Source organism: Lachnotalea glycerini, from assembly GCF_003201285.1.
In the GTDB taxonomy this organism is placed as follows: domain Bacteria; phylum Bacillota; class Clostridia; order Lachnospirales; family Lachnospiraceae; genus Lachnotalea; species Lachnotalea glycerini.
In genome coordinates this window covers 24,678-46,106 of sequence record NZ_QICS01000001.1, presented here as the reverse complement: position 1 = coordinate 46,106, position 21,429 = coordinate 24,678, and the positions used below count along the sequence as shown (strand labels likewise).

At 33.9% G+C, this 21,429-nt stretch carries 19 protein-coding genes; 7 read left to right on the top strand and 12 right to left on the bottom strand.

Features of this window, described 5'->3' with window-relative positions; genetic code table 11:
• Positions 1 to 4: 4 nt before the first annotated feature.
• Positions 5 to 319 carry a hypothetical protein gene (locus C8E03_RS00190; RefSeq protein ID WP_110289938.1) on the bottom strand — a complete coding sequence of 105 codons (315 nt, stop codon included), beginning with the start codon at positions 317 to 319 and terminating at the stop codon, positions 5 to 7.
• A gap of 309 nt (positions 320 to 628) precedes the next feature.
• Here C8E03_RS00190 and C8E03_RS00185 point away from each other — a divergent pair, with 309 nt between their 5' ends.
• Positions 629 to 1,996 (top strand): citrate/2-methylcitrate synthase, encoded by a 1,368-nt coding sequence (locus C8E03_RS00185; RefSeq protein ID WP_110289937.1) that lies wholly within the window; start codon positions 629 to 631, stop codon positions 1,994 to 1,996.
• A 91-nt stretch (positions 1,997 to 2,087) separates the two neighbouring features.
• Here the strand turns inward: C8E03_RS00185 and C8E03_RS00180 are convergent, their stop codons facing one another.
• The 4 genes from C8E03_RS00180 to C8E03_RS00165 form a co-directional block, all read right to left on the bottom strand.
• A complete protein-coding gene (locus C8E03_RS00180; RefSeq protein ID WP_110289936.1) occupies positions 2,088 to 3,698 on the bottom strand; it encodes a HAMP domain-containing sensor histidine kinase in 1,611 nt (536 codons plus the stop codon).
• Positions 3,688 to 4,362 (bottom strand): response regulator transcription factor, encoded by a 675-nt coding sequence (locus C8E03_RS00175; RefSeq protein ID WP_110289935.1) that lies wholly within the window; start codon positions 4,360 to 4,362, stop codon positions 3,688 to 3,690. The genes C8E03_RS00180 and C8E03_RS00175 overlap by 11 nt, the downstream gene beginning before the upstream one ends.
• Before the next feature lie 118 nt (positions 4,363 to 4,480).
• The gene (locus C8E03_RS22555; RefSeq protein WP_110289934.1) at positions 4,481 to 5,317 is read right to left on the bottom strand and encodes a methyl-accepting chemotaxis protein; all 837 of its coding nucleotides are present in this window, start codon (positions 5,315 to 5,317) and stop codon (positions 4,481 to 4,483) included.
• A 99-nt stretch (positions 5,318 to 5,416) separates the two neighbouring features.
• Positions 5,417 to 5,764, bottom strand: coding sequence for a hypothetical protein (locus C8E03_RS00165; RefSeq protein WP_110289933.1), 348 nt, complete (start codon positions 5,762 to 5,764; stop codon positions 5,417 to 5,419).
• A 233-nt stretch (positions 5,765 to 5,997) separates the two neighbouring features.
• On the opposite strand from C8E03_RS00165, the gene C8E03_RS00160 reads away from it, so the two are divergent.
• Both C8E03_RS00160 and C8E03_RS00155 read left to right on the top strand, forming a co-directional pair.
• A complete protein-coding gene (locus tag C8E03_RS00160) occupies positions 5,998 to 6,384 on the top strand; it encodes a response regulator (RefSeq protein ID WP_110289932.1) in 387 nt (128 codons plus the stop codon).
• Positions 6,384 to 7,280, top strand: coding sequence for a chemotaxis protein CheX (locus C8E03_RS00155; protein WP_110289931.1), 897 nt, complete (start codon positions 6,384 to 6,386; stop codon positions 7,278 to 7,280). The genes C8E03_RS00160 and C8E03_RS00155 overlap by 1 nt, the downstream gene beginning before the upstream one ends.
• Before the next feature lie 111 nt (positions 7,281 to 7,391).
• On the opposite strand, the gene thrC is transcribed toward C8E03_RS00155, so the two are convergent.
• Together thrC and C8E03_RS22325 are read right to left on the bottom strand one after the other, a co-directional pair.
• A complete protein-coding gene (gene thrC / locus C8E03_RS00150) occupies positions 7,392 to 8,879 on the bottom strand; it encodes a threonine synthase (RefSeq protein ID WP_110290381.1) in 1,488 nt (495 codons plus the stop codon).
• Positions 8,880 to 9,002: 123 nt separating this feature from the next.
• Positions 9,003 to 9,773 carry a cell wall hydrolase gene (locus C8E03_RS22325; protein WP_242993325.1) on the bottom strand — a complete coding sequence of 257 codons (771 nt, stop codon included), beginning with the start codon at positions 9,771 to 9,773 and terminating at the stop codon, positions 9,003 to 9,005.
• Between the two features lie 394 nt (positions 9,774 to 10,167).
• Here C8E03_RS22325 and C8E03_RS00140 point away from each other — a divergent pair, with 394 nt between their 5' ends.
• The gene (locus tag C8E03_RS00140; RefSeq protein ID WP_110289930.1) at positions 10,168 to 10,965 is read left to right on the top strand and encodes a hypothetical protein; all 798 of its coding nucleotides are present in this window, start codon (positions 10,168 to 10,170) and stop codon (positions 10,963 to 10,965) included.
• On the opposite strand, the gene C8E03_RS00135 is transcribed toward C8E03_RS00140, so the two are convergent.
• From C8E03_RS00135 to C8E03_RS00125, 3 genes are all read right to left on the bottom strand, one after another.
• Positions 10,945 to 11,736, bottom strand: coding sequence for a carbon-nitrogen family hydrolase (locus tag C8E03_RS00135; protein WP_094379155.1), 792 nt, complete (start codon positions 11,734 to 11,736; stop codon positions 10,945 to 10,947). The genes C8E03_RS00140 and C8E03_RS00135 overlap by 21 nt on opposite strands.
• Positions 11,737 to 11,757: 21 nt before the next feature.
• The gene (locus C8E03_RS00130) at positions 11,758 to 13,542 is read right to left on the bottom strand and encodes an aminopeptidase P family protein (RefSeq protein ID WP_110289929.1); all 1,785 of its coding nucleotides are present in this window, start codon (positions 13,540 to 13,542) and stop codon (positions 11,758 to 11,760) included.
• 237 nt (positions 13,543 to 13,779) lie between these two features.
• Positions 13,780 to 15,870 carry an elongation factor G gene (locus tag C8E03_RS00125; protein ID WP_094379159.1) on the bottom strand — a complete coding sequence of 697 codons (2,091 nt, stop codon included), beginning with the start codon at positions 15,868 to 15,870 and terminating at the stop codon, positions 13,780 to 13,782.
• 380 nt (positions 15,871 to 16,250) lie between these two features.
• Between C8E03_RS00125 and aroF the strand changes: the two genes are divergently transcribed.
• The 3 genes from aroF to aroA all read left to right on the top strand — a co-directional run bounded on the left by aroF (position 16,251) and on the right by aroA (position 19,717).
• A complete protein-coding gene (gene aroF, locus C8E03_RS00120) occupies positions 16,251 to 17,264 on the top strand; it encodes a 3-deoxy-7-phosphoheptulonate synthase (RefSeq protein ID WP_094379161.1) in 1,014 nt (337 codons plus the stop codon).
• The gene (locus C8E03_RS00115; RefSeq protein WP_094379163.1) at positions 17,264 to 18,361 is read left to right on the top strand and encodes a prephenate dehydrogenase; all 1,098 of its coding nucleotides are present in this window, start codon (positions 17,264 to 17,266) and stop codon (positions 18,359 to 18,361) included. The genes aroF and C8E03_RS00115 overlap by 1 nt, the downstream gene beginning before the upstream one ends.
• Positions 18,362 to 18,439: 78 nt before the next feature.
• Positions 18,440 to 19,717: a 3-phosphoshikimate 1-carboxyvinyltransferase gene (gene aroA, locus C8E03_RS00110; RefSeq protein WP_110289928.1), complete on the top strand. Its 1,278-nt coding sequence runs from the start codon at positions 18,440 to 18,442 to the stop codon at positions 19,715 to 19,717.
• 119 nt (positions 19,718 to 19,836) lie between these two features.
• Here the strand turns inward: aroA and C8E03_RS00105 are convergent, their stop codons facing one another.
• Together C8E03_RS00105 and queA are read right to left on the bottom strand one after the other, a co-directional pair.
• On the bottom strand, positions 19,837 to 20,190 hold the full coding sequence (locus tag C8E03_RS00105; RefSeq protein WP_170122842.1) for a PilZ domain-containing protein: 354 nt from the start codon (positions 20,188 to 20,190) through the stop codon (positions 19,837 to 19,839).
• A 31-nt stretch (positions 20,191 to 20,221) separates the two neighbouring features.
• Positions 20,222 to 21,247 (bottom strand): tRNA preQ1(34) S-adenosylmethionine ribosyltransferase-isomerase QueA, encoded by a 1,026-nt coding sequence (queA, locus tag C8E03_RS00100; protein ID WP_094379170.1) that lies wholly within the window; start codon positions 21,245 to 21,247, stop codon positions 20,222 to 20,224.
• Between the last annotated feature and the right edge of the window lie 182 nt (positions 21,248 to 21,429).

The window sequence follows — 21,429 nt, the reverse complement described above, 5'->3', positions numbered from 1 at the left end:
ACTCCTACCGTTCGTTTGTTAAATATTGTCTAATTTTAAAATCACCTGTTTTTTTATAAAGTGTTTCTATTATACGAGTCGTTAACTCAAGTGCCTCATCATAACCGCAAGCAATTCCTACTATAAATATATCTTCTTTTTCGTAATAAGGCTGTATGAGCATAGAGGAATCTATAATGTCAAGAAGATTCTCCTGATTAGAGGATAATGAAATAAGATACACTCCAAGCATTCCTGCTTTGTGTTTAACTTTCCAAACAATTTCATGTTTTCTCTTTCTCGCTGTTTCACCTACATATAAATTGCGATACCATATCATTTTAATAACCTCACAGCCGATACTTCTTTATATATACACTAACCTATACAATACATATATTACCACATTCTATCTTAATTTAACAATGTTTTTTTATTCTTAAACTTTCTATATAATATTAATTGAATTTTTATTATGAATTAAAATATTTGTTTTGTGTAATCATAAACTGAACACAATTTTAATTTACAATATATTTAAAAGTTGTTTTATATTTTTTTCTTGTAAATATGTACATTATTATGCTATCATTATAAAAATATAATTTTGAAACTTGATCACACGAACAAACAAAGGGGGAACCAAAGCATGAATAATAACAGTTTATCAGTAATAACAGACAAAATATTAGACCTATCCAAGCTTTGTACCAGTACTGGTCAAATAGACCCAAACCTATATACAAAATATGAAGTCAAAAGAGGGCTTCGTGATATTAATGGAAAAGGTGTTTTAGCCGGCTTAACCGATATTGCAGAAGTAAAGGCCTATACAATTGAAGATCATGAGCTTGTTCCATGTGAAGGAAAATTATACTACCGTGGTATTGATGTTGAAAACATCGTAAATGGCTTTATTGAAGATGACCGTTTTGGCTTTGAAGAAGTTACTTATCTACTTCTATTTGGAAAATTACCTACTAAAAAAGAACTGATTGATTTTACAACTGTTCTGTCAAATTACAGAACTCTTCCAACAAGTTTTGTAAGAGATATTATTATGAAAGCTCCAAGCCAAGATATGATGAACACCCTCGCACGAAGTGTATTGACCTTATACTCTTACGATGATAATGCAGATGACACTTCACTGCCAAATGTTCTTCGTCAGTGTTTACAGCTTATTAGTCTTTTTCCTGTTTTATCTGTTTATGGTTATCAGGCTTACAGCCATTATCATGATGGTAACAGCTTATATATCCACTCACCACAGCCTGAACTTTCTACTGCTGAAAACATATTGTATATGCTTAGACCAGACAGTAAATATACTCCGCTCGAAGCGAAAATACTAGATATTGCCTTAGTACTTCATGCAGAGCATGGAGGTGGAAATAATTCTACCTTTACAACTCATGTTGTAACCTCTACAGGTACAGATACGTATTCAGCGATTGCAGCATCACTTGGTTCCTTAAAGGGTCCACGTCACGGTGGTGCTAACATTAAGGTAATAAAAATGTTTGAAGATATGAAAACAGAGGTTAAGGACTGGTCCGATGAAGATGAAATATCAAACTATCTGGCTAATCTTCTTCACAAACAGGCTTTTGACAAAGCAGGTCTTATCTATGGTATTGGTCATGCAGTCTATTCCTTGTCCGACCCTCGTGCGAATATTTTTAAAGGCTACGTAGAGAGTCTGGCAAATGAAAAGGGACGAAATAATGAATTTCAGCTCTATTCAATGGTAGAAAAGCTGGCTCCTGCTGTTATTGCTAAGGAACGTCAAATGTATAAGGGTGTAAGCGCAAATGTTGACTTTTATAGCGGATTTGTTTATAGCATGCTTGATTTACCACTTGAGTTGTATACCCCTATTTTTGCTATATCCAGAATTAGTGGTTGGAGCGCACACCGAATAGAAGAGATAATTAACAATGGTAAAATTATACGTCCTGCTTATAAGAGTATTGCCAAACATACTCCTTATGAATCATTAAAGGACCGTAATTAAGCAGATATTATTTGAGACAAAACAGATATTATTAGAAACAAAAAAGAGCTATCAATATTTTACGTTAAATAGTAATAGCTCTTTTTTTCGTTTAATTAAATACTTTTATATGATTTAGTTCAAACCAAAACGTACTGCCCTGATTAACTTGACTCTTTACGCCGTACTTGGCACCGTGAAGTTCTAAGATATTTTTTACTATAGATAGACCAAGTCCTGTTCCCATAACAGCTCTTTTATGTGTTTTATCAACCTTATAATATCTCTCCCATACATATTTGATATCATTTTCCGAAATACCAATTCCTGTATCAGTAACTTCAATTCTCACTCTATCCCCTGATACAATCTGCTTTACAATTACCGATTTATCTTTCCCTGTATAATTAATCGCATTATTAATCAGATTATATATAACCTGGTATATTTTAAATTCATCAGCCTCTACTATAACACTTTCATTATATTCAAAAGATACCATATATCCATCTTGCTCAATCAATTTTGCATATCTTGTAATGACCAATTTAATACTTTCCGTCAAATTATATTCTTCCACCTTACTTTCCACTACCCCTGCCTGAAGCTTGGATATATCCAGCATATCATTTACCAGATTGGTCAGCCTTCTGGACTCATCAATAACAACTTGAATATTCTCAGATGTATTTTCATCCGGAAGATCTCTCATCACCTCTGAATATGCTATAATCATTGTCAGGGGTGTTCTTAGGTCATGAGATACATTTGCAATTAATTCTCTTTGTAAATTCTCTGCTCGTCCCAATTCCTTGGCCGTAGAATTTAATGTATCAGATAATTCTGCTATTTCTTTATAATCTTTACCATTAAATATAACCTGAAAGTCACCCTTGGCAAGCTGTTTGGCTGTTTGATTTACCTTTACAATAGAACGTGATATTTTCTTTGACACAAGTAAAGCAATGATTAACGAAAGGATAATCATAATAACAGAAATACAAATCAATTGAACCTGTATAGTATGTACAGTAGCATCTACCGGTGTAAGCTGTGCATTCACCATTACTATGCATTCTTCACCATCCAGTGTAGCAATATCAGCATATGTCACATTTTGGTAATCGTCGTTACTTTTAAAATTGAAAAATGGCTTATTCCCAAAGTCTTTTGGTCGGTCAGACAAATCAGAAGATGGTATATCAGATGGTTTATTAGATGGTGCATCTGAACTCCGTTCTGATTCACTATCAGAGCCTTGATCTTCTTGACCTTCCTGATTTTCAGATTCATCCGCAGAGGAATCATTTGGCAAAATATTCTCATCTCCCAATTCCATGTTGCTTGGAGCCTTATGATTAATAACTATTTTTTCTCCAGTTTCCTTACATTCTTTAAAATAATCCTTAATTTTATCCTTAGATATTACATTATAAGAACGTGAGTATTCTGATGCATATAGTTTTGAACCGTCCGATTCACTAACTAGTATGTAAATTTCATAGTCGCCACTAATTGTATCTATTGTAGATTGTAAATCCTCATCATCCATATGCTCCTTAAGAACTCGTAAAGCCTGATCTAATTCATTTTTTTTAATCGCAGTATAAAATGTGTCTAAATATACAGTTTGAAACATCCATAGCAAAACCAAAAGTATAGCAGTAAAGCCTAAAAGATACTGGAACACTTTCCATTTCAGGCTTATCTTCTCATACTTCAAATCGATATCCCACCCCTCTTAATGTTATTACGAATTTCCGGTATTCTCCAAGACTACTTCGTAATAATTTAACATGTGTATCAAGGGTTCTGTCCTCTCCAAAATAATCATAACCCCATACATCTGTTATCAGTTTATTTCGTGTAAGTGCGATATTCCTATTTTTAACCATATAAAATAATAAATCATACTCTTTTGGAGTCATGTCAATCCTTTTTCCGTCAATCGTAACTGTTCTTCCTGTAAAGTCGACCTCCAACCCTTCTGCAACAAATATTTCCCTTTCTGAAGTAGGATTATCTTTACAGTTTCTGGAAATTACAACCTTTACCCTCATCATTAATTCTCTAGGTGAAAAGGGCTTTACAACATAATCATCGATTCCTAATTCAAAACCATGAATCCTATCATACTCTTCTCCTCGTGCAGAAAGCATAATAACTGGTATCTTTTTAAATTTATTTATTTCTCTACAAGTAGAAAATCCATCTAATTCTGGCATCATAATATCTAAAATGATTACATCAAAATCCTCATTTTTACACTTCTCTACAGCTTCCATGCCATTTGCAGCCTCTACAATTTGATATCCCTCAAATTCAGCATACTTTTTAATGATAGCTCTGATTCTATCTTCATCATCGACCACTAATATTTTGTCCATATGCAACCTCCGTTTTACATTTTAATAATCTAAATATAAGGTATTATTGTGTTAACTGTGTGTTGGTATGATAAAGTAATTGTAAATAAGAGAAGAACTTCCTTGATTAGGTTTTGCTCTAAAGGCTATTCCCAATATCCTCCAATAACTTTGAAGTATTATTAATCTCGGTAATAGAAGCTGCCATTTCTTCTAATGAAGCAGATTGATTTTGAGAAATATCATTAAACTGTACTATTTTACCATTTATACTCTGTGTAGATTTTGTTATATTATCAATTACTTCTCTGATTTTTTTCATTGATTCGCTTGAGGAATTAGAAAGATTTCTTATTTCCTGAGCAACAATACTAAATCCTCTTCCATTTTCTCCTGCTCTTGCTGCCTCGATTGCAGCATTTAACCCCAATAGATTTGTTTGTGATGCAATTGCTTCAACCACTTTCACCACATTTTTTATTTCCTCTACCTGATCATTTGTTTTGTTGCTCTCTACAAGAAGTTCTTCATTCATTAATGCCAATGACTGGACTGCCTCGGCGATATGATTTATGGCACCAGACATTTCTGTAAGCGAATCTACTACCTCTTTGGTTATTCCAGTTAAGGAATTTTTCTTTTCCAAACTTTTGCCAAAAACAACAATTCCAATCACATTGTTTGCATCTTTGACTGGTATTGCAAACGATTTAAAAGGTGTACCATATACTTGCTTTGGAACTTCTTTAATAACTTCTCTTTTATTATTAAGTGCATCACGAATCGCACCGCCAGCTGGTATCAAATCACCAGACTGTGATTTTAAATCTAATTTATCACAATAATTTACATAAACGAATTTCTCCTGATCCGTTATTGCAACCGAAACCTCACTTTCAAAAAGTATCTTCAAATACGGTTGTAAATTCTTAAATGCTTCTACCAGCTTCTCAATAATAATATTTTGATCTCCCATTTATTTATACTCCTTTATGTTTAATAAATTTTAATAAATCTCTTTTGTGAATTTAGTTAACCAATACGCAAACGACATCTAGTAAATTAAGAAGAGCCTTTATACAGACAAGTAATTTTTACTGGCCTTAGTAGAAACATAAGCAAACCATATTACAATTATAAAAAATGTAAAAAACGTTATGGTTTGTATCAAACCTAAAGTATTGATATAAGTACTATAAACACCAATCATACCATAAAAAATAGTGCAAATAGAAAAAACCAGTACCTTAGGATACATATAATGTATATATCCGGGAATATCCTTACTTTTTTCAAGATTAATATTCTTGCTCACCAGCCATCCTGCTTTCAATTCACCCTTTGTCTTCATTAGATAGGCAGAATACAACATATAGCTCCCACACGCTAGTATAATAACATCAATCAAGCCCCCAAATTCCATAATCGTTCCTCCGTGTTAATGATTAATTTTGTATTAGCTAATTAGATTATACCCACATTCTTTTACATTTACAATAGTTAAAATGATTTATAAAGTTTCAACTTTATTATTATTTTCGAATAATTTAATACTTTTATTTTTTATATACGTTGAAACATTCCCATATTTGTTGTAAAATAAGAATAAAAAATGTATAATTATAAAAATACTATGTAAAAATAGGAGGAATTGATATGAATTTAAATGGGTTAAAAGTACTGATATGTGATGATTCCATCTTATTTAGAAAACAAATGAAAGATTTCTTTACAGCTAATGAATGTTCTTCTATTCTCGAAGTTGCAAGTGGTCAAGAAGCGATTGATGCATATAAAGAACATCAACCTGATATTGTCTTTCTAGATATTATAATGCCAAACAAAACTGGTATAGAAGCTATTAATGAAATAATGCATTATGATCCGATGGCTTACATTATAATGTTTTCTTCTGTTGGTACTCAACAATATTTAAAGGATGCTATTTTTGCCGGTGCTCACGATTTTCTTCAAAAACCTTTTGATACGTGTACGGTTGTGAATGTTATAGAGAAATATTTGTCTGTAAAAGGAGGAAATTAATGTACGCTCAGTTTTTTGGTAACTATCTGCTCAATAAAGAATTAGTTACCCCCGAACAACTAATAGATGCAATTCAATGCAAGCAAGATATTCATCTTAAGCTTGGCGTCTTAGCAATTCATCGAGGCTTCATGACGGTCGAAGAAGTAGAATTTGTTCATGTTAAACAAACTCAAGTAGACAAACGTTTTGGTGAAATTGCTATTGAGGAAGGTTTTTTAACAAAGCAGCAGGTAGATATACTGTTGAATGAACAAACCCCTGATTTTCTCCTTCTTAGTCAAACTCTCGTCGATAAAGGATATTTAACTATGGAAGAGTTTCAAGCTTCTATGATAGAGTATCAGTCTCGTTTTGAACTCACCGATTTAGACTTTGCAAATGAACAAAGTAACAAGGTTAATGCTCTAATACGAGAGTTTTTTGAGTTTGATGAAGTTAATGATGATTTAAAGGAAATGCTCTATTGTTACATTATTTTACTATTTAATAATATTATCCGATTTGTCGGAAATGATTTTACTCCTTTTCCTATTGTCAAAATTGGTGCATATCCTATCACTTGGTGTGTATCTCAAAAGATAACCGGTGATTTTTCCTTACATACTGCTATGGACATGGATGAAAGTACTCTTATCTCTTTTGCCTCCAGGTATGTAGGAGAGGATTATAAAGTCAATGACGCATATGTTAGATCCTCTATGGAGGATTTCATTAATCTAAATAATGGACTATTTGCAGTAAATGTGTCTAACGACAATGCAAAAACTCTTTATTTACAGCCAACTCTTACAGAGAATGATGTATTATTTGTGCCAGAGGCTCCTATTTACTACATTCCTATTCAATTTACATTTGGTACAGTAAATGTAATGTTTGTTTTATTAGATCAATAATTTGGAGAATTAATGTATTTTTCAATGATTATTATAGGTTTTAGCCTGTTCATACATATAGAGAAAAAAAAGAAAGCCAAAGCTTTCCTTTTTTTTCTCTATATGTATGATCTACATTTCCAGAAATTCTTTTACCACTTTCTGCATTTCGACCACTTCACAAACAGTATTATGAAGAATTTTTGCACTTCTAATATCTTCAATTGCCTGTGGTACTTCTACTCCTGAGATTTTGTTAAGTTCATCCACCAAATCAAAATCAGACATTGAACTATATTTGTTATCTATGGCACACATAACACTTCTTGTAAATTTATATGGACTTGCAGTGGATACCACAATTGTTTTTGTCTTATCCTTTTTATCAGTTTTGTACTTCTTGTAAACACAGGCAGCAACTGCTGTATGTGTATCAATAATATAATTGGTATCCTGATATATCTGCTTGATTACCTGAGCCGTTTCTTCCTCTGTCGCATAATTTCCATAAAAATCAACCAATTGAGACTTCATCTCTTCTGTAATTTCATATTTGCCATTTTTGCTCAATGCTGACATTAATTCATGATTTTTATTTGCATCACAATCTGCAATTTTATAAATCAGTCTTTCCAAATTACTGGATATCAAAATATCCATTGATGGTGAAGATGTTAATATAAAGTCTCGATTACGATTATATTCTCCTGTTATAAAAAAGTCATACAAGACTTTATTATCATTCGATGCGCAAATCAACTTATCAATCGGTAATCCCATATTTTTAGCATAATAAGCAGCTAGTATATTACCAAAATTGCCTGTAGGTACTACTACATTTATTCTTTCATTTTCGCAAATCTCTTCATTTGCTAATAATCTTGAATATGCATATACATAATAAACCACCTGAGGTATTAGTCTTCCAATATTAATTGAATTAGCTGAAGAAAACTGATACCCTGATTGATTCATTTCATCTGCTAATCCTTTATTGTTAAATATTGCTTTTACACCAGTTTGCGCATCATCAAAATTACCATTAATTCCTACAACAAAAGTATTTTCACCCTTTTGTGTAATCATCTGCTTTTCCTGTATCGGACTTACTCCATCCTTAGGATAAAATACTATAATCTTTGTACCAGGAACATCTGCAAAACCTGCTAAAGCAGCTTTCCCAGTATCTCCTGATGTTGCTGTTAGTATTACTATTTCATTCTTAACCTGATTCTTCTTGGCTGCGGTAGTCAATAAATGTGGCAAAATTGACAAAGCCATATCCTTAAACGCAATGGTAGCACCATGAAATAACTCTAAATAATATGCTCCGTCAGCCTTTACAATAGGGGTAATCTCTTCTGTATCAAATTTCGCATCATAGGCTTTATTAATACACGCTTTTAACTCTTCCTCTGTAAAGTCAGTAAAAAATAACTTCATAACTTCAAAAGCCAGTTCCTGATAAGTCATTTTAGATAATTCTACAATGCTTTTATCAAGCTGCGGAATGCTTGTAGGTACAAATAATCCTCCATCCTCCGCCAAACCTTTTAGAATAGCTTGTGAAGCTGTAACTGTTTTACTTTCACTTCTTGTGCTTTTATAAAGTAATTCCATAATATCTATCATTCCTTTTCTATAATCTTTTACATACAAGTTCAATGTCCACTGCAAAAAATTATAACATACCTTGTTTTACACTACAAGCTTATTTTAAAATCGCACTGTATTTCTAGATTATTAATATAGAGTGTAAAACTCATGACCTCCATAAATAAACAGCCATTTTAAATTATTATCAAACCAACTCATATTGTCTGGATCTGCCTTATCTCTGGCAGAAAAAAACAACGCACCCTGTGAATAATCTTCACCAGCTAACACATGGTCTACAGCTTCTACAGTCTCATCGGTTATCTGTACATTTTGATATCTTCCGTCTGCTGTAGGTGAAAACTGAACATGTCCCTCTACCTTTTGCAAGATAACTTCCTCAACTGTATCGGGAAACTGATCACTGCTGACTCTATTCATTATCACATTTCCAACTAAAATTTTTCCTTTTAAATCTTCTCCGGTAGCTTCCGCTTCAACTATTCTAAGCAATGCATTATAGTCTGTACTGGATAGCTCAATTTTGGGCACTGTCTCACTCGTGTTTACTTCTATGTTCTCTTCAGCTGCTTCATGTGACATAACAGAACAGATTATGTTCTGATTTTTCGAAAATTCCGCTGAATTCTCTATAGTTGATAACACCTCTTCGATTCCGGCTTGTATTTTTGCTTGGGTATCTGTCTCTTCTTCATCAGAATCATCTTCTGATGTCAATACATTTCTTAAAGTCGTGGTTTTATTCTTTCCGCTGCCTCCAAAGGAGGTGGAATTAAATGCTATAACTGCAATTGCTACAGTACCAGCCATAACTATTGCACAGCTTCTATAATTTTTTTTCGTAAGCTTAGTCAGCATTTTATACACGCCTTGAAGAAATGAACGTATTCCTAGCATACATACTCCTCTTTTCTTATTATTTGATTTCAATGTCCGAACATGATTAGCATTATATTAAAAACTATTTATAGTGTCAATAACTATTAATCATATTTGGCAATTATTCTTTTAATTTTTTTATTTTATTTATAATATAATGTAATAATAGATAAATTTTAAATTACTATTTTATCTATATTATCCAAAAAATACCAATACAAATTTTATGCATATGTTAAAAAGTTATTAATTATTTTTTACACTTTTTTTAATTTGTATACCGTTTATGCCTGAAAAGTTTTAATATTTTAATAAAAAATAGATTTTCACCCCTATCCTGACTCTTTTTGGGAATAAGATATGATATAATGTTTCTTATCAATACTTATAAAAATAGCTTTATGGAGGAGTTATGTTAACGTTACCTGGTGTTTATACCGCATATAAAAAAGACGGTACAAAGTATTATCGTTCTTCTATTACCTATAAAAGCAAACACATCAGCCTTGGCAGCTTTTCTGAGGAATCACTGGCACATAGGGCTTATTTAGAAGCTTCTCAAATACTTTTAGATGATTCTTTAACAATTATTTCCTATTCATCAAAAAAAAATACATTAAATTTCCATAAATGGGTATGTTTGATAAATTTTAGAGATAATAACCTCTATATTAAGACCCCAATTTATTTAAGGAAGAATTATTTTTCCTACTATTTAAGCAACAAATTAGAATTAAAATTTGATATCGACGATTTATTCTATTATTCCAGTCACAAAATAATGAAACGTCAAGGCCATCTTTTTGTAGCTGATTATGGAATGCAGGTAAATATTTTATCGAGATATGGTATAAAAAGTTATGCTATACCAGGCAAGGATTATTTATTTGCAAACAATGATTTCAACGATTACAGATACCATAATATCATTATTATCAATAAATACTATGGTGTAGAAAAAATAAGACGAGGTAATTATACACTTTATCAAACCAAAATACATATCAATGGCAACTTTATTGTTGGTATATATAATTCTGAAATTATGGCTGCAATTGCATATAATAAGGCGGTTGATATCATAAAAAAAGCTGGCTTGGATAAAAATTACCAAACCAACTATATACTCGATATCACTGCAAAAAATTATGCAGAAATCTATAGTAATATTAAAATATCGAAAAAGCTTTTAACATGGAAGCCGTCCTAGATTCTGATACAGTTCTTCTCTCCGGTCTTTTTTTAAGTGAAAGCTTTCTCTATATTTTAAGACGATTTCTTTATCAATCTCTGCACTGATTAATCCTTCTTCTATATTAAATGAGATAATTTCTCCATACGGATTAACAATTATGGAATCACCCCCATATAAAATATCATTTCCGCATCCGACTCTATTTACTCCTGCTATGTAGCATTGATTTTCAATTGCTCTTGCTCTTAAAAGAGTCAGCCAATGCTCTCTTCTTTCAATTGGCCAATTCGCCGCCACAGTAATAAGCTGTGAATGCTTAGAAGCAATTTGAAAGATTTCGGGAAATCTTAAGTCATAGCAGATAAAGGGGGTTGTTGTAAATTCCTCTACGACACAAAATTCGATTTCTTTTCCTCCTGTATAATAATTACTTTCTTCTCCATAGGAAAAAGGATGAATCTTTGCATAATCTGCAACTACTTGTCCCAATCGATTTATTATAGCAAATCGATTTAGTGCCTTATCAAAACCCTTTTCCACATAGCCAAAGCCAAGCCATATTTGATTCTTTTTAGCAAAATCAGAAAGGATACCTATTGTTTTTAACTCCAGTTTACTTTCACCAATGAAAGCTGTATTCATAGAAAATCCAGTAAAACTCATTTCAGGAAACAGTAAGTAGTCTATCTTAGCCTTTGCTGCTTCTCCTATTATTTTTTCAGCCTTTAAGATATTTTCCTCTTTTTTTTCCCAAACAACATCCATTTGAGCCAAGCCAATCTTCATACACTTTCACCCCTTTTGTTTTTATATTTCTCTTGTATACTTTTTAAGCCATTCAACCTCTTCCTGATTCATATAAGGTGATAATTTTTCAAAAACATCTTTATGATAAGCATTCAGCATACTTTTTTCCTTAATTGACATAAGCTCTGGTTGAATGGCATCCAAATCAATCGGAGCAAAGGTCAGATTTTCAAAAAACATAAATTGTCCATGTTGATTCTTGGTTCCTTTTCTACATACCAGTTCGTTTTCAATACGTATTCCATGACTTCCTTCTATATATATGCCTGGTTCATCGGTCGTAATCATACCTTCTTCAAAAATGCAGTTCATCTCATTGTTCTTTAACAATCTCGGTCTTATGCCATTTGGTCCTTCGTGAACATTTAATATGTGACCAACTCCATGACCTGTTCCACATTTATAATCAATGTCAAGCTCCCAAATGGGCGCTCTTGCAAGAATATCCAGATTAATACCTCTACTGCCATACAAAAATCTTGCATTCAGCAGATTCAGCATACCTATTACGACAGCCGTAAAGTGAACCTTTTGCTCATCGCTGATAACACCTAGAGCCATCGTTCTTGTAATATCTGTTGTTCCTTCGTAATATTGACCGCCCGAATCCACTAACAGCAGTCCTTCTGCCAAAAGCTTTGCATTGCTGCTTTCATTTGCCGAATAATGCATCATTGCCGCATTTTCCTTATAGGCACAAATGGTATCAAAGCTAACCTCAATAAAGCCTTCTTGTACAGAACGCATATGATATAAATAATCAGAAACACTTATTTCTGTCATTTCTTGCTTTCCAACATTATTTTTAAGCCAATACATAAATTTGGTAAAAGCTACTCCATCCTTGATATGTGCATTCCTCGTATTTTCGATTTCTACTTTGTTTTTTACTGCTTTTAAAAGAGTTGTCGGATTTATTTCATTGATGATGCCAGCCTTTATCAGCTTTACTATGGAATAATTCACCTTGGTTTGATCCAAAAGAACCATTTTATCTCCATCAATTTGTTTTACATATTCATAAATATCCTGATAATCTTTAATTATAATGTTATTTTTCGTTAATTCAGCACCTACCTTTTGGTCTAAGACACTTTCATTTAGAAAAAGCATTGCCTCCGTGTCTGTAATAACTGCATAGGATAATACAACAGGATTGCTGTCAATATCATTACCCCTTATATTAAACAGCCATGCTATATCATCCAGACTTGTAATGATATGGGTATCCGCCCCTGCTTTTATCAGCTTATTTCTTATCTGCTCTATCTTCCTGTTGGTTGACATGCCGCTGTATTTTTCTTCTATTATAAAAGCCTTCTCATGGGCAAGCTTTGGTCTGTTCTTCCATATAAGATCTACTAAATCCTCATCGTATTTAATAAAAGCTTCCTTTTTATCAACAATATTCTCTAATTCCTCTCCTAATTCACAGCTAACCACACGACCGTCAAAGCCAAGCGTCTGTCCTTTAGAAATAGTCTCTTCAATAAATTCCTTTACAGTAGGAACTTTTTCTTCTCCCATTTTAAATAATTCAATAGAAGAATCCTGAAGCTGCCTCTCTGCCTGTATAAAGTATCTTCCATCTGCCCATAAAAAAGCCTGCGTTAAAGTTATGACCAGATTTCCATCCGATCCGGTAAAACCAGACATATAGCTTCTACATTTGAAGTACTCTCCTACATATTCTGATTGATGAAAATCAGATGTCGGAATAAAATATATGTCAACATTTTTTTCTTTCATTAAAGCTCTTAAAGCCTGTAATCTATTTTTAATCATATTCTTCCTCCATTTTCAGTCTAAATAAACTTTTCTAATCAAAGACAAAACTATACATTTTATTGTATCACAAAATTGAATTCGTACCTAGTATAACTCTATTTAATTAAAATATAACCTTAACAAATGTTAATATTTCTATAACAATTACCAACTCAATAAATACATGTGAAAACAAAAAACAGGAGCTGTTGTATTAAATTGACTAATGAGTCAACTGACAGCAGCCCCTGTTTTTTATTCTTCTATTGTAGTTACCTTACTGGCTCTTTCTATAATTTCTCTTTCAGCCACATCGGCCGGTGCAGGCTCATAGCGTATAAATTCATAAGAATAGTCACCTCTTCCGCCTGTCATTGAGCGAAGCTCTGTCGAATAACCATAAATTTCTGTCATTGGAATTTCCGCTTCAATGATTTGTCTTTCTCCCTCTGCTGGTGTCATTCCCATAACTCTGCCTCTGCGTTTATTCAAATCTCCCATAATATCCCCTGTATAACGATCAGGAACGTTTACCCTTAACGAGGCAATAGGCTCAAGTAGAATCGGAGCAGCCTCTAAAAATCCCTTTTTAAATGCCATCATAGTAGCCGTTTTAAATGCCATTTCGGAAGAATCAACCGGGTGATAAGAGCCGTCAATCAATGTAGCTTTAACTCCCACAACTGGGTAAGCCGCCAACGGTCCCTTAATAACGCTTTCCTGAACTCCCTTTTCTACAGCCGGGAAAAAGTTTCTTGGTACGGCACCTCCAAAAACCCGCTCCTCAAATACATAGGGCCGCTCTAAATCTCCTGACGGTTCAAAAACCATCTTAACATCACCATATTGTCCGTGACCGCCAGACTGCTTTTTATATTTTCCCTGCACTTCTGCGCTTTTCTTAATTGTTTCTCGAAATGCAACCTTAGGCTTTGACAATTCAATCTCCACCTTGTATTTATTATATAGTTTACTTACAATAATTTCTAAATGCTGATCACCCATTCCATAGATTAAAGATTGTCTGTTCTCTGTATCATTGACGATCTTAACCGTTTGGTCTTCATCCATAACTTTGGCAAGAGCCTGTGAAACCTTATCCTCATCGCCTTTACTTTTAGCTTTATATCTCATATATGTGTACGGAACTGGCATATCTACCTTTTCATAAATAATCGGTACTGCTTTTGTTGATAATGTATCCCCTGTTTTGGCATTCGTCAATTTTGCTATTGCGCCAATATCTCCTGCCGATAACTCTTTTACCTCAAAAGGAGTCTTTCCCTGAAGAATATACAGCTTATTCAATTTTTCTTCCATATCCTTATCACAATTATAGACCACTGAATCGTTTTTCAGCACACCTGAACACACTTTTATTAAAGAATACTTTCCAATAAACGGATCAGCAATTGTTTTAAATATATAAGCTGACATCGCCTTTGATTCATCATAATTAGCTTCAAATATTTGATTTGTTTTTCTATTTGTTCCAACTCTCTCAATCTTATTCGGACTTGGAAAATACTTAACAATATCATTCAATAAATTAAATACTCCACGAATTTCTAAATTGGAGCCCATAGCAACCGGAATAATTGATCCATCAATCACATTATTTCTAAGTGCCTGACGAACCTCTTCATCACTAAATTCTTCGCCATTAAAGTATCGTTCCATATACTCATCACTTGTTTCAGCAACTGCATCCAACAATTTTTCTCTGTAATTATCATAATAATCCTTTAAATAATCAGGAATTTCGCAATCGATTTTTTCAGCTAAACCATTAAATTTTCTTCCACCCTTTTTTACAATGTTTACATAGCCTACCAGCTTTTCATTTTCCCGAATCGGCATAAAAAACGGTGCTATGCGTTTCCCGTAAAGTGCCGTTAAATCATCAACAACTTGTCTGAAACTTGCATTATCATCATCCATATTTGCTACAAAAAACATCCTTGGCAAAGAATATTTCTCACAAATTTCCCACGCTTTTTCTGTTCCCACTTCAACACCAGATTTACCAGAAACAACTATTATAGCAGCATCTGCTGCATTCGCTGCTTCCTCTACTTCACCTACAAAGTCAAAATAACCAGGAGTATCCAAAATATTAATTTTACATTCATTCCAAGGAAGCGGTACCACTGACGTATTGATTGAAAATTCTCTTTTGGTTTCTTCCTTATCAAAGTCACTTAGAGTATTCCCTTCACTAACATTACCAATTCGATTGATAAGACCTGCTAAATGCGCCATGGCTTCGACTAACGACGTCTTGCCACAGCCACCGTGCCCTAAAAGAACTACATTACGAATTTGTTCGGTCTTGTAAACGTTCATATAAATTCCTCCTATTCATGCTTAATCGTACTGTTCATGCAGAAACTCTGCATTGTAGGTTTAAAGTTTCAAGCAAATATAAGCTTTGTACATATTTTACTAAATATTTTGCATTTATACAAGATTATCGTGTAAATTGTACATATAAATTTAATATTAATTAATATATGAATACTCTCCAATTCTTTATTTATGCATTATAAGTTTAATATTCTTTATTTCTGTAAAATTTTATTAAATTATACTATAAATAATCAATAACGATTTAGGCTTTAAAGCGTTACACTTTAAAGCAATACAGTATTGACATATCCTTCTAACTGTTATAAACTTATACTCAATAAGCAACGCATTTTATTAAAAAGATTGGGGATAAAAAAATGATAATTGTAATGAAACCAAATGCACCTCAAAGCTCTATTAACAATGTAGTAAGAATTATAGAGTCAAAGGGTCTCGAAACACACATTTCTGCAGGTAAAGAAGTAACTATTATTGGAGTTGTTGGAGATAAGAGCAAGCTTCAAACAGAAAATCTTGAAATAGCTGCCGATGTTGAAAGAATCGTTCCAGTAACAGAAAGCTATAAATTGACTAATAAAAAGTTCCATCCAGAACCATCTGTTGTTAAAGTTGGAAATACTCAAATCGGAGGCAGCACCCTTACAATTATGGCAGGTCCTTGTGCTGTTGAAACCGAAGAACAGCTTTTGTCCATCGCCCATGCAGTAAAAGCGGCAGGTGCCAATATTGTACGTGGAGGTGCATACAAGCCAAGAACCTCTCCTTACTCCTTTCAAGGGCTTGAAGAAGAAGGTCTGCGTTATATGCAAAAAGCAAAAGAAGAAACTGGTCTTGCTACCATTTGTGAAGTTACTAGCTTAGATGCCATTAATTCAGCTGTAAAATATATAGATATGATACAAATTGGTGCAAGAAATATGCAAAATTTCTATCTTTTAAAAGAGGCAGGCAAAGCAGGACTTCCCGTTTTATTAAAACGTGGTTTAGCTGCTACAATAGACGAATGGCTCAATGCGGCTGAATATATTATAGCAGAAGGAAATCCCAATGTTGTGTTGTGTGAAAGAGGTATTCGTACCTTTGAAACAGCAACCAGAAATACTTTGGACATTAGTTGTGTTCCTGTTTTAAAAGAGAAAACTCATTTGCCAGTAATTGTAGATCCAAGTCATGCAACTGGAGTACGAGCTTATGTTAAGCCGCTTGCCAAGGCTGCTATTGCTGCCGGTGCAGATGGTTTAATGATTGAAGTACATAACGATCCGGCAAAGGCACTTTCTGACGGTCCGCAATCATTAACCTTTGAGCAATTTAATTTACTTGCTGAAGAAATACGTCCATTTGCAAAACTTTCGGGGAGGAAATTTTAATGAATGATTCACAGGTTGGCTTTATTGGCCTTGGCCTTATAGGGGGTTCAGTTGCCAAAGCTATAAAAGCCAAGTATCCAAATACAAAAATTACAGCCTATGATCCCAATACAAAATCAATTCATTTTGCACGGCAAGAAGGAGTCGTAGACACCATTGCGGCTTCTATAGATGATGCTTTTAGCTGCTGTGATTTTATATTTTTATGTGCCCCTGTTTCCTATAATATTACATACCTCACTTCCCTAAAAGCTGTCATAAAGCCAGAATGCATTTTGACCGATGTGGGAAGTGTGAAAACATCAATTCACGAAAAGGTGATTGAGCTTGAATTGGAGGAAAACTTTATTGGCGGACATCCTATGGCGGGTTCTGAAAAAACAGGATATGAAAATTCAGTATCTCATTTAATTGAAAATGCTTATTATGTATTAACTCCGTCCTCCAAGATAAGTGAAGATAAAATTATGCATTACATTGATTACGTAGAAACTCTAGGCTCGATCCCTATTGTTCTTGACTACAAGGAACATGATTATGTAACAGCGGCTATTAGCCATCTTCCACACATCATTGCTTCCAGCTTGGTAAATTTTGTTGAAAAAAAGGATTCTAGTGAAAAAATAATGAAGAATATGGCAGCGGGAGGGTTTAAAGATATTACTCGCATAGCCTCCTCATCTCCTACTATGTGGCAGCAAATTTGCTTGACCAACAAGGAAAATATATCTTTACTGCTAAATGATTATATTGAAGAATTGAGTCATTTCAAAGATTTAATTGATAGTGCTTGTGAAAATGACCTTTATCATATATTTGATGATGCGCGTGAATATAGAAATTCGATCGCAAATTCATCACTTGGACCAATAAAGAAGATATATGAGCTTTATTGTGATATAATAGACGAAGCTGGAGGAATTGCAACGATTGCAACCATTCTTGCAAGCAACAATATAAGTATTAAAAACATTGGCATTATTCACAATCGTGAGTTTGTAGAAGGCGCTCTTAGAATAGAATTTTATGACGAGGATTCATCCAAACGTGCTTTCGCCTTGCTGGTAAAATACAGTTATCATATATACGAACGCTAATACTGTTTTTTTCGCTGCTTCCGTTATTGTATCGTTCCAGCAAATATTACATATTAAGTAGAAAGGATGATATTCCATATGCATTTTACAAAAGTTTCTAAATTAAATGGAGAAATAACTATTCCGGGTGATAAATCCATATCACATAGAGCAATCATGCTTGGAGCATTGTCAAAGGGAACCACAGAAGTTAGTAATTTCTTACAAGGCGCAGACTGCCTTTCAACCATTGATTGCTTCAGGAGAATGGGAATTGACATTAATAATACTGCAAATTCTGTCACTATAAAAGGGAAAGGGCTACTCGGACTAACCAAACCTTCTCAAATCCTTGATGTTGGAAACAGTGGAACAACGACTCGAATCATGTCAGGTATCCTTGCCGCTCAATCCTTTGAAACAAGTCTGACGGGTGATACTTCTATTCAAAAACGCCCAATGGGAAGAATTATAGAACCTTTATCTTTAATGGGCGCTTCCATTACAAGTATAAACAATAACGGATGCGCTCCTCTTCTGATTCGCGGCTCTAAACTAAATGGCATTCATTATATTTCAAAGGTAGCTTCTGCACAGGTTAAATCTGCCATCTTACTTGCCGGTTTATTTGCAGAGGGAGAAACAAGTGTTAGCGAGCCTTCTGTTTCCAGAAATCATACTGAGATTATGCTAAAATATTTTGGCGGAAGTATTAAAACATTGGGAACAACAGCCACAGTAACACCAAACCCGGTCTTAACCGGGCAAAAGGTAACTGTACCAGGCGATATTTCTTCTGCCGCATATTTTATTGTAGCAGGTCTTATCGTTCCAAATTCTGAACTGCTCATTAAAAATGTGGGAATCAATCCGACCAGAGATGGAATCATTCGGGTATGCCAGCAAATGGGAGGAGATATTACTCTGCTTAATATCAACGATAAAAATGGTGAAAAAACAGCTGATATTTTGGTAAAATCCAGCGAACTAACGGGTATAGAAATTGGAGGCAGCATCATACCTACGCTAATCGATGAGCTTCCTATCATATCAGTATTGGCATGCTTTGCAAAGGGCAAAACAATGATAAAGGATGCTGCCGAGCTAAAAGTTAAGGAATCAAATCGAATCGACGTATGCGTAAACAACTTGTCTGCCATGAATGCAAATGTCAAAGCAACCGATGATGGCATGATTATTACCGGCGGACGAAGCTTACACGCCGCTGTGCTAGACAGTAAACTAGATCACAGAATTGCTATGTCATTTGCTGTTGCAGGCTTGATGGCAGATGGAACTACAACAATTAAAAATAGTGAGTGCGTTAATATTTCCTATCCTACATTCTATTCAGACCTTGCCAAGCTACATGCATAAGATTTTTATCAAAACCATATACGAATAGAACATATTTCTGCTTGTATATGGTTTTATTATAAAATAAAAATGCTGGAGATATATATGAAAACCGCATACCCCAACATTTATTATAGAACCTATGCCTGACCTTTTTCTAAGTTTTCCTCTACGCACTGATAAACATCAATCCGAAACTTTTCGGCTTCCGATAAACCAATAAATTCACCACCATAGGACATTTTTTCTTTATCAGGCTGCTCTGTTTTACGAACTATCCTCAATACAACCTTAATTACTTCTTTTGTCCATATGACAATTTCTGTATCAAAGTACTGGCCTATTTTTAAATCTTCATTTGAATAAAATCCCAGACCTTCTCTTGATAAATCTTGCACATCGACCAAAAATCGATTATGTTCTGTGCTATCACAACGTCTTAAATGAATTGTAACTTTAAGGTCACTTCTTTTGTATTTTCTCTTTTCACTCATCATTTTTCTCCCTTGTACATGCTTTCACAAGCTATCTTATGAACATTGCATCACCAAAGCTAAAGAATCTGTAACGCTCTTTTATTGCTGTTTCATACGCATTTAAAATATTCTCCTTGCCAGCCAGCGCCGAAACAAGCATTAATAATGTGGATTCAGGTAAATGAAAATTAGTAATCAAGCCATCAATTACTTTAAACTGATAACCTGGATATATAAAAATCTCTGTCCAACCCGAGGCTGCTCTTACCATACCACTGTCATCTGCCGCTGATTCCAATGTTCTACAACTTGTAGTTCCTACTGAAATAACTCTCTTACCATTTTTCTTTGCATTATTTATTTTAAATGCTTCCTCTTCTTCAATACAGAAAAATTCGGAATGCATATGATGTTCTAATATATTCTCCACCTTAACCGGACGGAATGTTCCAAGTCCAACATGAAGTGTCACCCTTGCTATATTCACTCCTTTTTCTTGTATCCTCTCAAGTAATTCATTTGTAAAATGAAGCCCTGCTGTGGGCGCAGCTGCAGAACCTTCATGTTTTGCATATACTGTTTGATACCGATTCTTGTCCTTAAGTTCATGCGTAATGTAGGGAGGCAAAGGCATCTGTCCTAATTGATCCAAAATCTCTTCAAATATTCCATTATATTCAAATTTAACTAATCGGTTCCCTTCCTCAACAATTTCTATTACTTCACCAATCAGTAAACCACCACCGAAGCTTATCCTTGTTCCTACTTTTGCTTTCTTTCCAGGTTTTACCAATGTTTCCCATATATCTTCTTTTTTTCTTTTTAAAAGCAATACTTCTATTTTAGCCTCAGTTCCGACACGACTTCCTATTAATCTTGCAGGTATTACCTTTGTGTCATTGATTACAAGACAATCACCTTCCTCTAAATAGTTAATAATCTCTTTAAAAATATGGTGTTGTATCTCTCCTGTTTTTTTATCTAGAACAAGAAGTCTTGAGCTTGATCTATCTTCAATCGGATCTTGCGCAATCAGTTCTTGCGGCAAATCAAAATTAAAATCTTCCAGTTTCATTATAATCTCCTATTATACTTTGTGATAACTTTCTGATAACTCTCGGATACTTCGTTTCCTCGTTAACTTATCGGTAAAAACAAATACTCGCTTTGCTCGTGCTTGTTTTTCTTCCGATAAGTTCTTCTTACCAGAATTACTTATCTCGGATACTTCGTTTCCTCGTTAACTTATCGGTAAAA

What these genes read in the sequence shown, in the direction of transcription:
- C8E03_RS00190 (WP_110289938.1), bottom strand. Translation starts at nt 319, where the DNA reads ATGATATGGTATCGCAATTTATATGTAGGTGAAACAGCGAGAAAGAGA.
- C8E03_RS00185 (WP_110289937.1), top strand. Translation starts at nt 629, where the DNA reads ATGAATAATAACAGTTTATCAGTAATAACAGACAAAATATTAGACCTA.
- C8E03_RS00175 (WP_110289935.1), bottom strand. Translation starts at nt 4,362, where the DNA reads ATGGACAAAATATTAGTGGTCGATGATGAAGATAGAATCAGAGCTATC.
- C8E03_RS22555 (WP_110289934.1), bottom strand. Translation starts at nt 5,317, where the DNA reads ATGGGAGATCAAAATATTATTATTGAGAAGCTGGTAGAAGCATTTAAG.
- C8E03_RS00165 (WP_110289933.1), bottom strand. Translation starts at nt 5,764, where the DNA reads ATGGAATTTGGGGGCTTGATTGATGTTATTATACTAGCGTGTGGGAGC.
- C8E03_RS00160 (WP_110289932.1), top strand. Translation starts at nt 5,998, where the DNA reads ATGAATTTAAATGGGTTAAAAGTACTGATATGTGATGATTCCATCTTA.
- C8E03_RS00155 (WP_110289931.1), top strand. Translation starts at nt 6,384, where the DNA reads ATGTACGCTCAGTTTTTTGGTAACTATCTGCTCAATAAAGAATTAGTT.
- thrC (WP_110290381.1), bottom strand. Translation starts at nt 8,879, where the DNA reads ATGGAATTACTTTATAAAAGCACAAGAAGTGAAAGTAAAACAGTTACA.
- C8E03_RS22325 (WP_242993325.1), bottom strand. Translation starts at nt 9,773, where the DNA reads ATGCTAGGAATACGTTCATTTCTTCAAGGCGTGTATAAAATGCTGACT.
- C8E03_RS00140 (WP_110289930.1), top strand. Translation starts at nt 10,168, where the DNA reads ATGTTAACGTTACCTGGTGTTTATACCGCATATAAAAAAGACGGTACA.
- C8E03_RS00135 (WP_094379155.1), bottom strand. Translation starts at nt 11,736, where the DNA reads ATGAAGATTGGCTTGGCTCAAATGGATGTTGTTTGGGAAAAAAAAGAG.
- C8E03_RS00130 (WP_110289929.1), bottom strand. Translation starts at nt 13,542, where the DNA reads ATGATTAAAAATAGATTACAGGCTTTAAGAGCTTTAATGAAAGAAAAA.
- C8E03_RS00125 (WP_094379159.1), bottom strand. Translation starts at nt 15,870, where the DNA reads ATGAACGTTTACAAGACCGAACAAATTCGTAATGTAGTTCTTTTAGGG.
- aroF (WP_094379161.1), top strand. Translation starts at nt 16,251, where the DNA reads ATGATAATTGTAATGAAACCAAATGCACCTCAAAGCTCTATTAACAAT.
- C8E03_RS00115 (WP_094379163.1), top strand. Translation starts at nt 17,264, where the DNA reads ATGAATGATTCACAGGTTGGCTTTATTGGCCTTGGCCTTATAGGGGGT.
- aroA (WP_110289928.1), top strand. Translation starts at nt 18,440, where the DNA reads ATGCATTTTACAAAAGTTTCTAAATTAAATGGAGAAATAACTATTCCG.
- C8E03_RS00105 (WP_170122842.1), bottom strand. Translation starts at nt 20,190, where the DNA reads ATGAGTGAAAAGAGAAAATACAAAAGAAGTGACCTTAAAGTTACAATT.
- queA (WP_094379170.1), bottom strand. Translation starts at nt 21,247, where the DNA reads ATGAAACTGGAAGATTTTAATTTTGATTTGCCGCAAGAACTGATTGCG.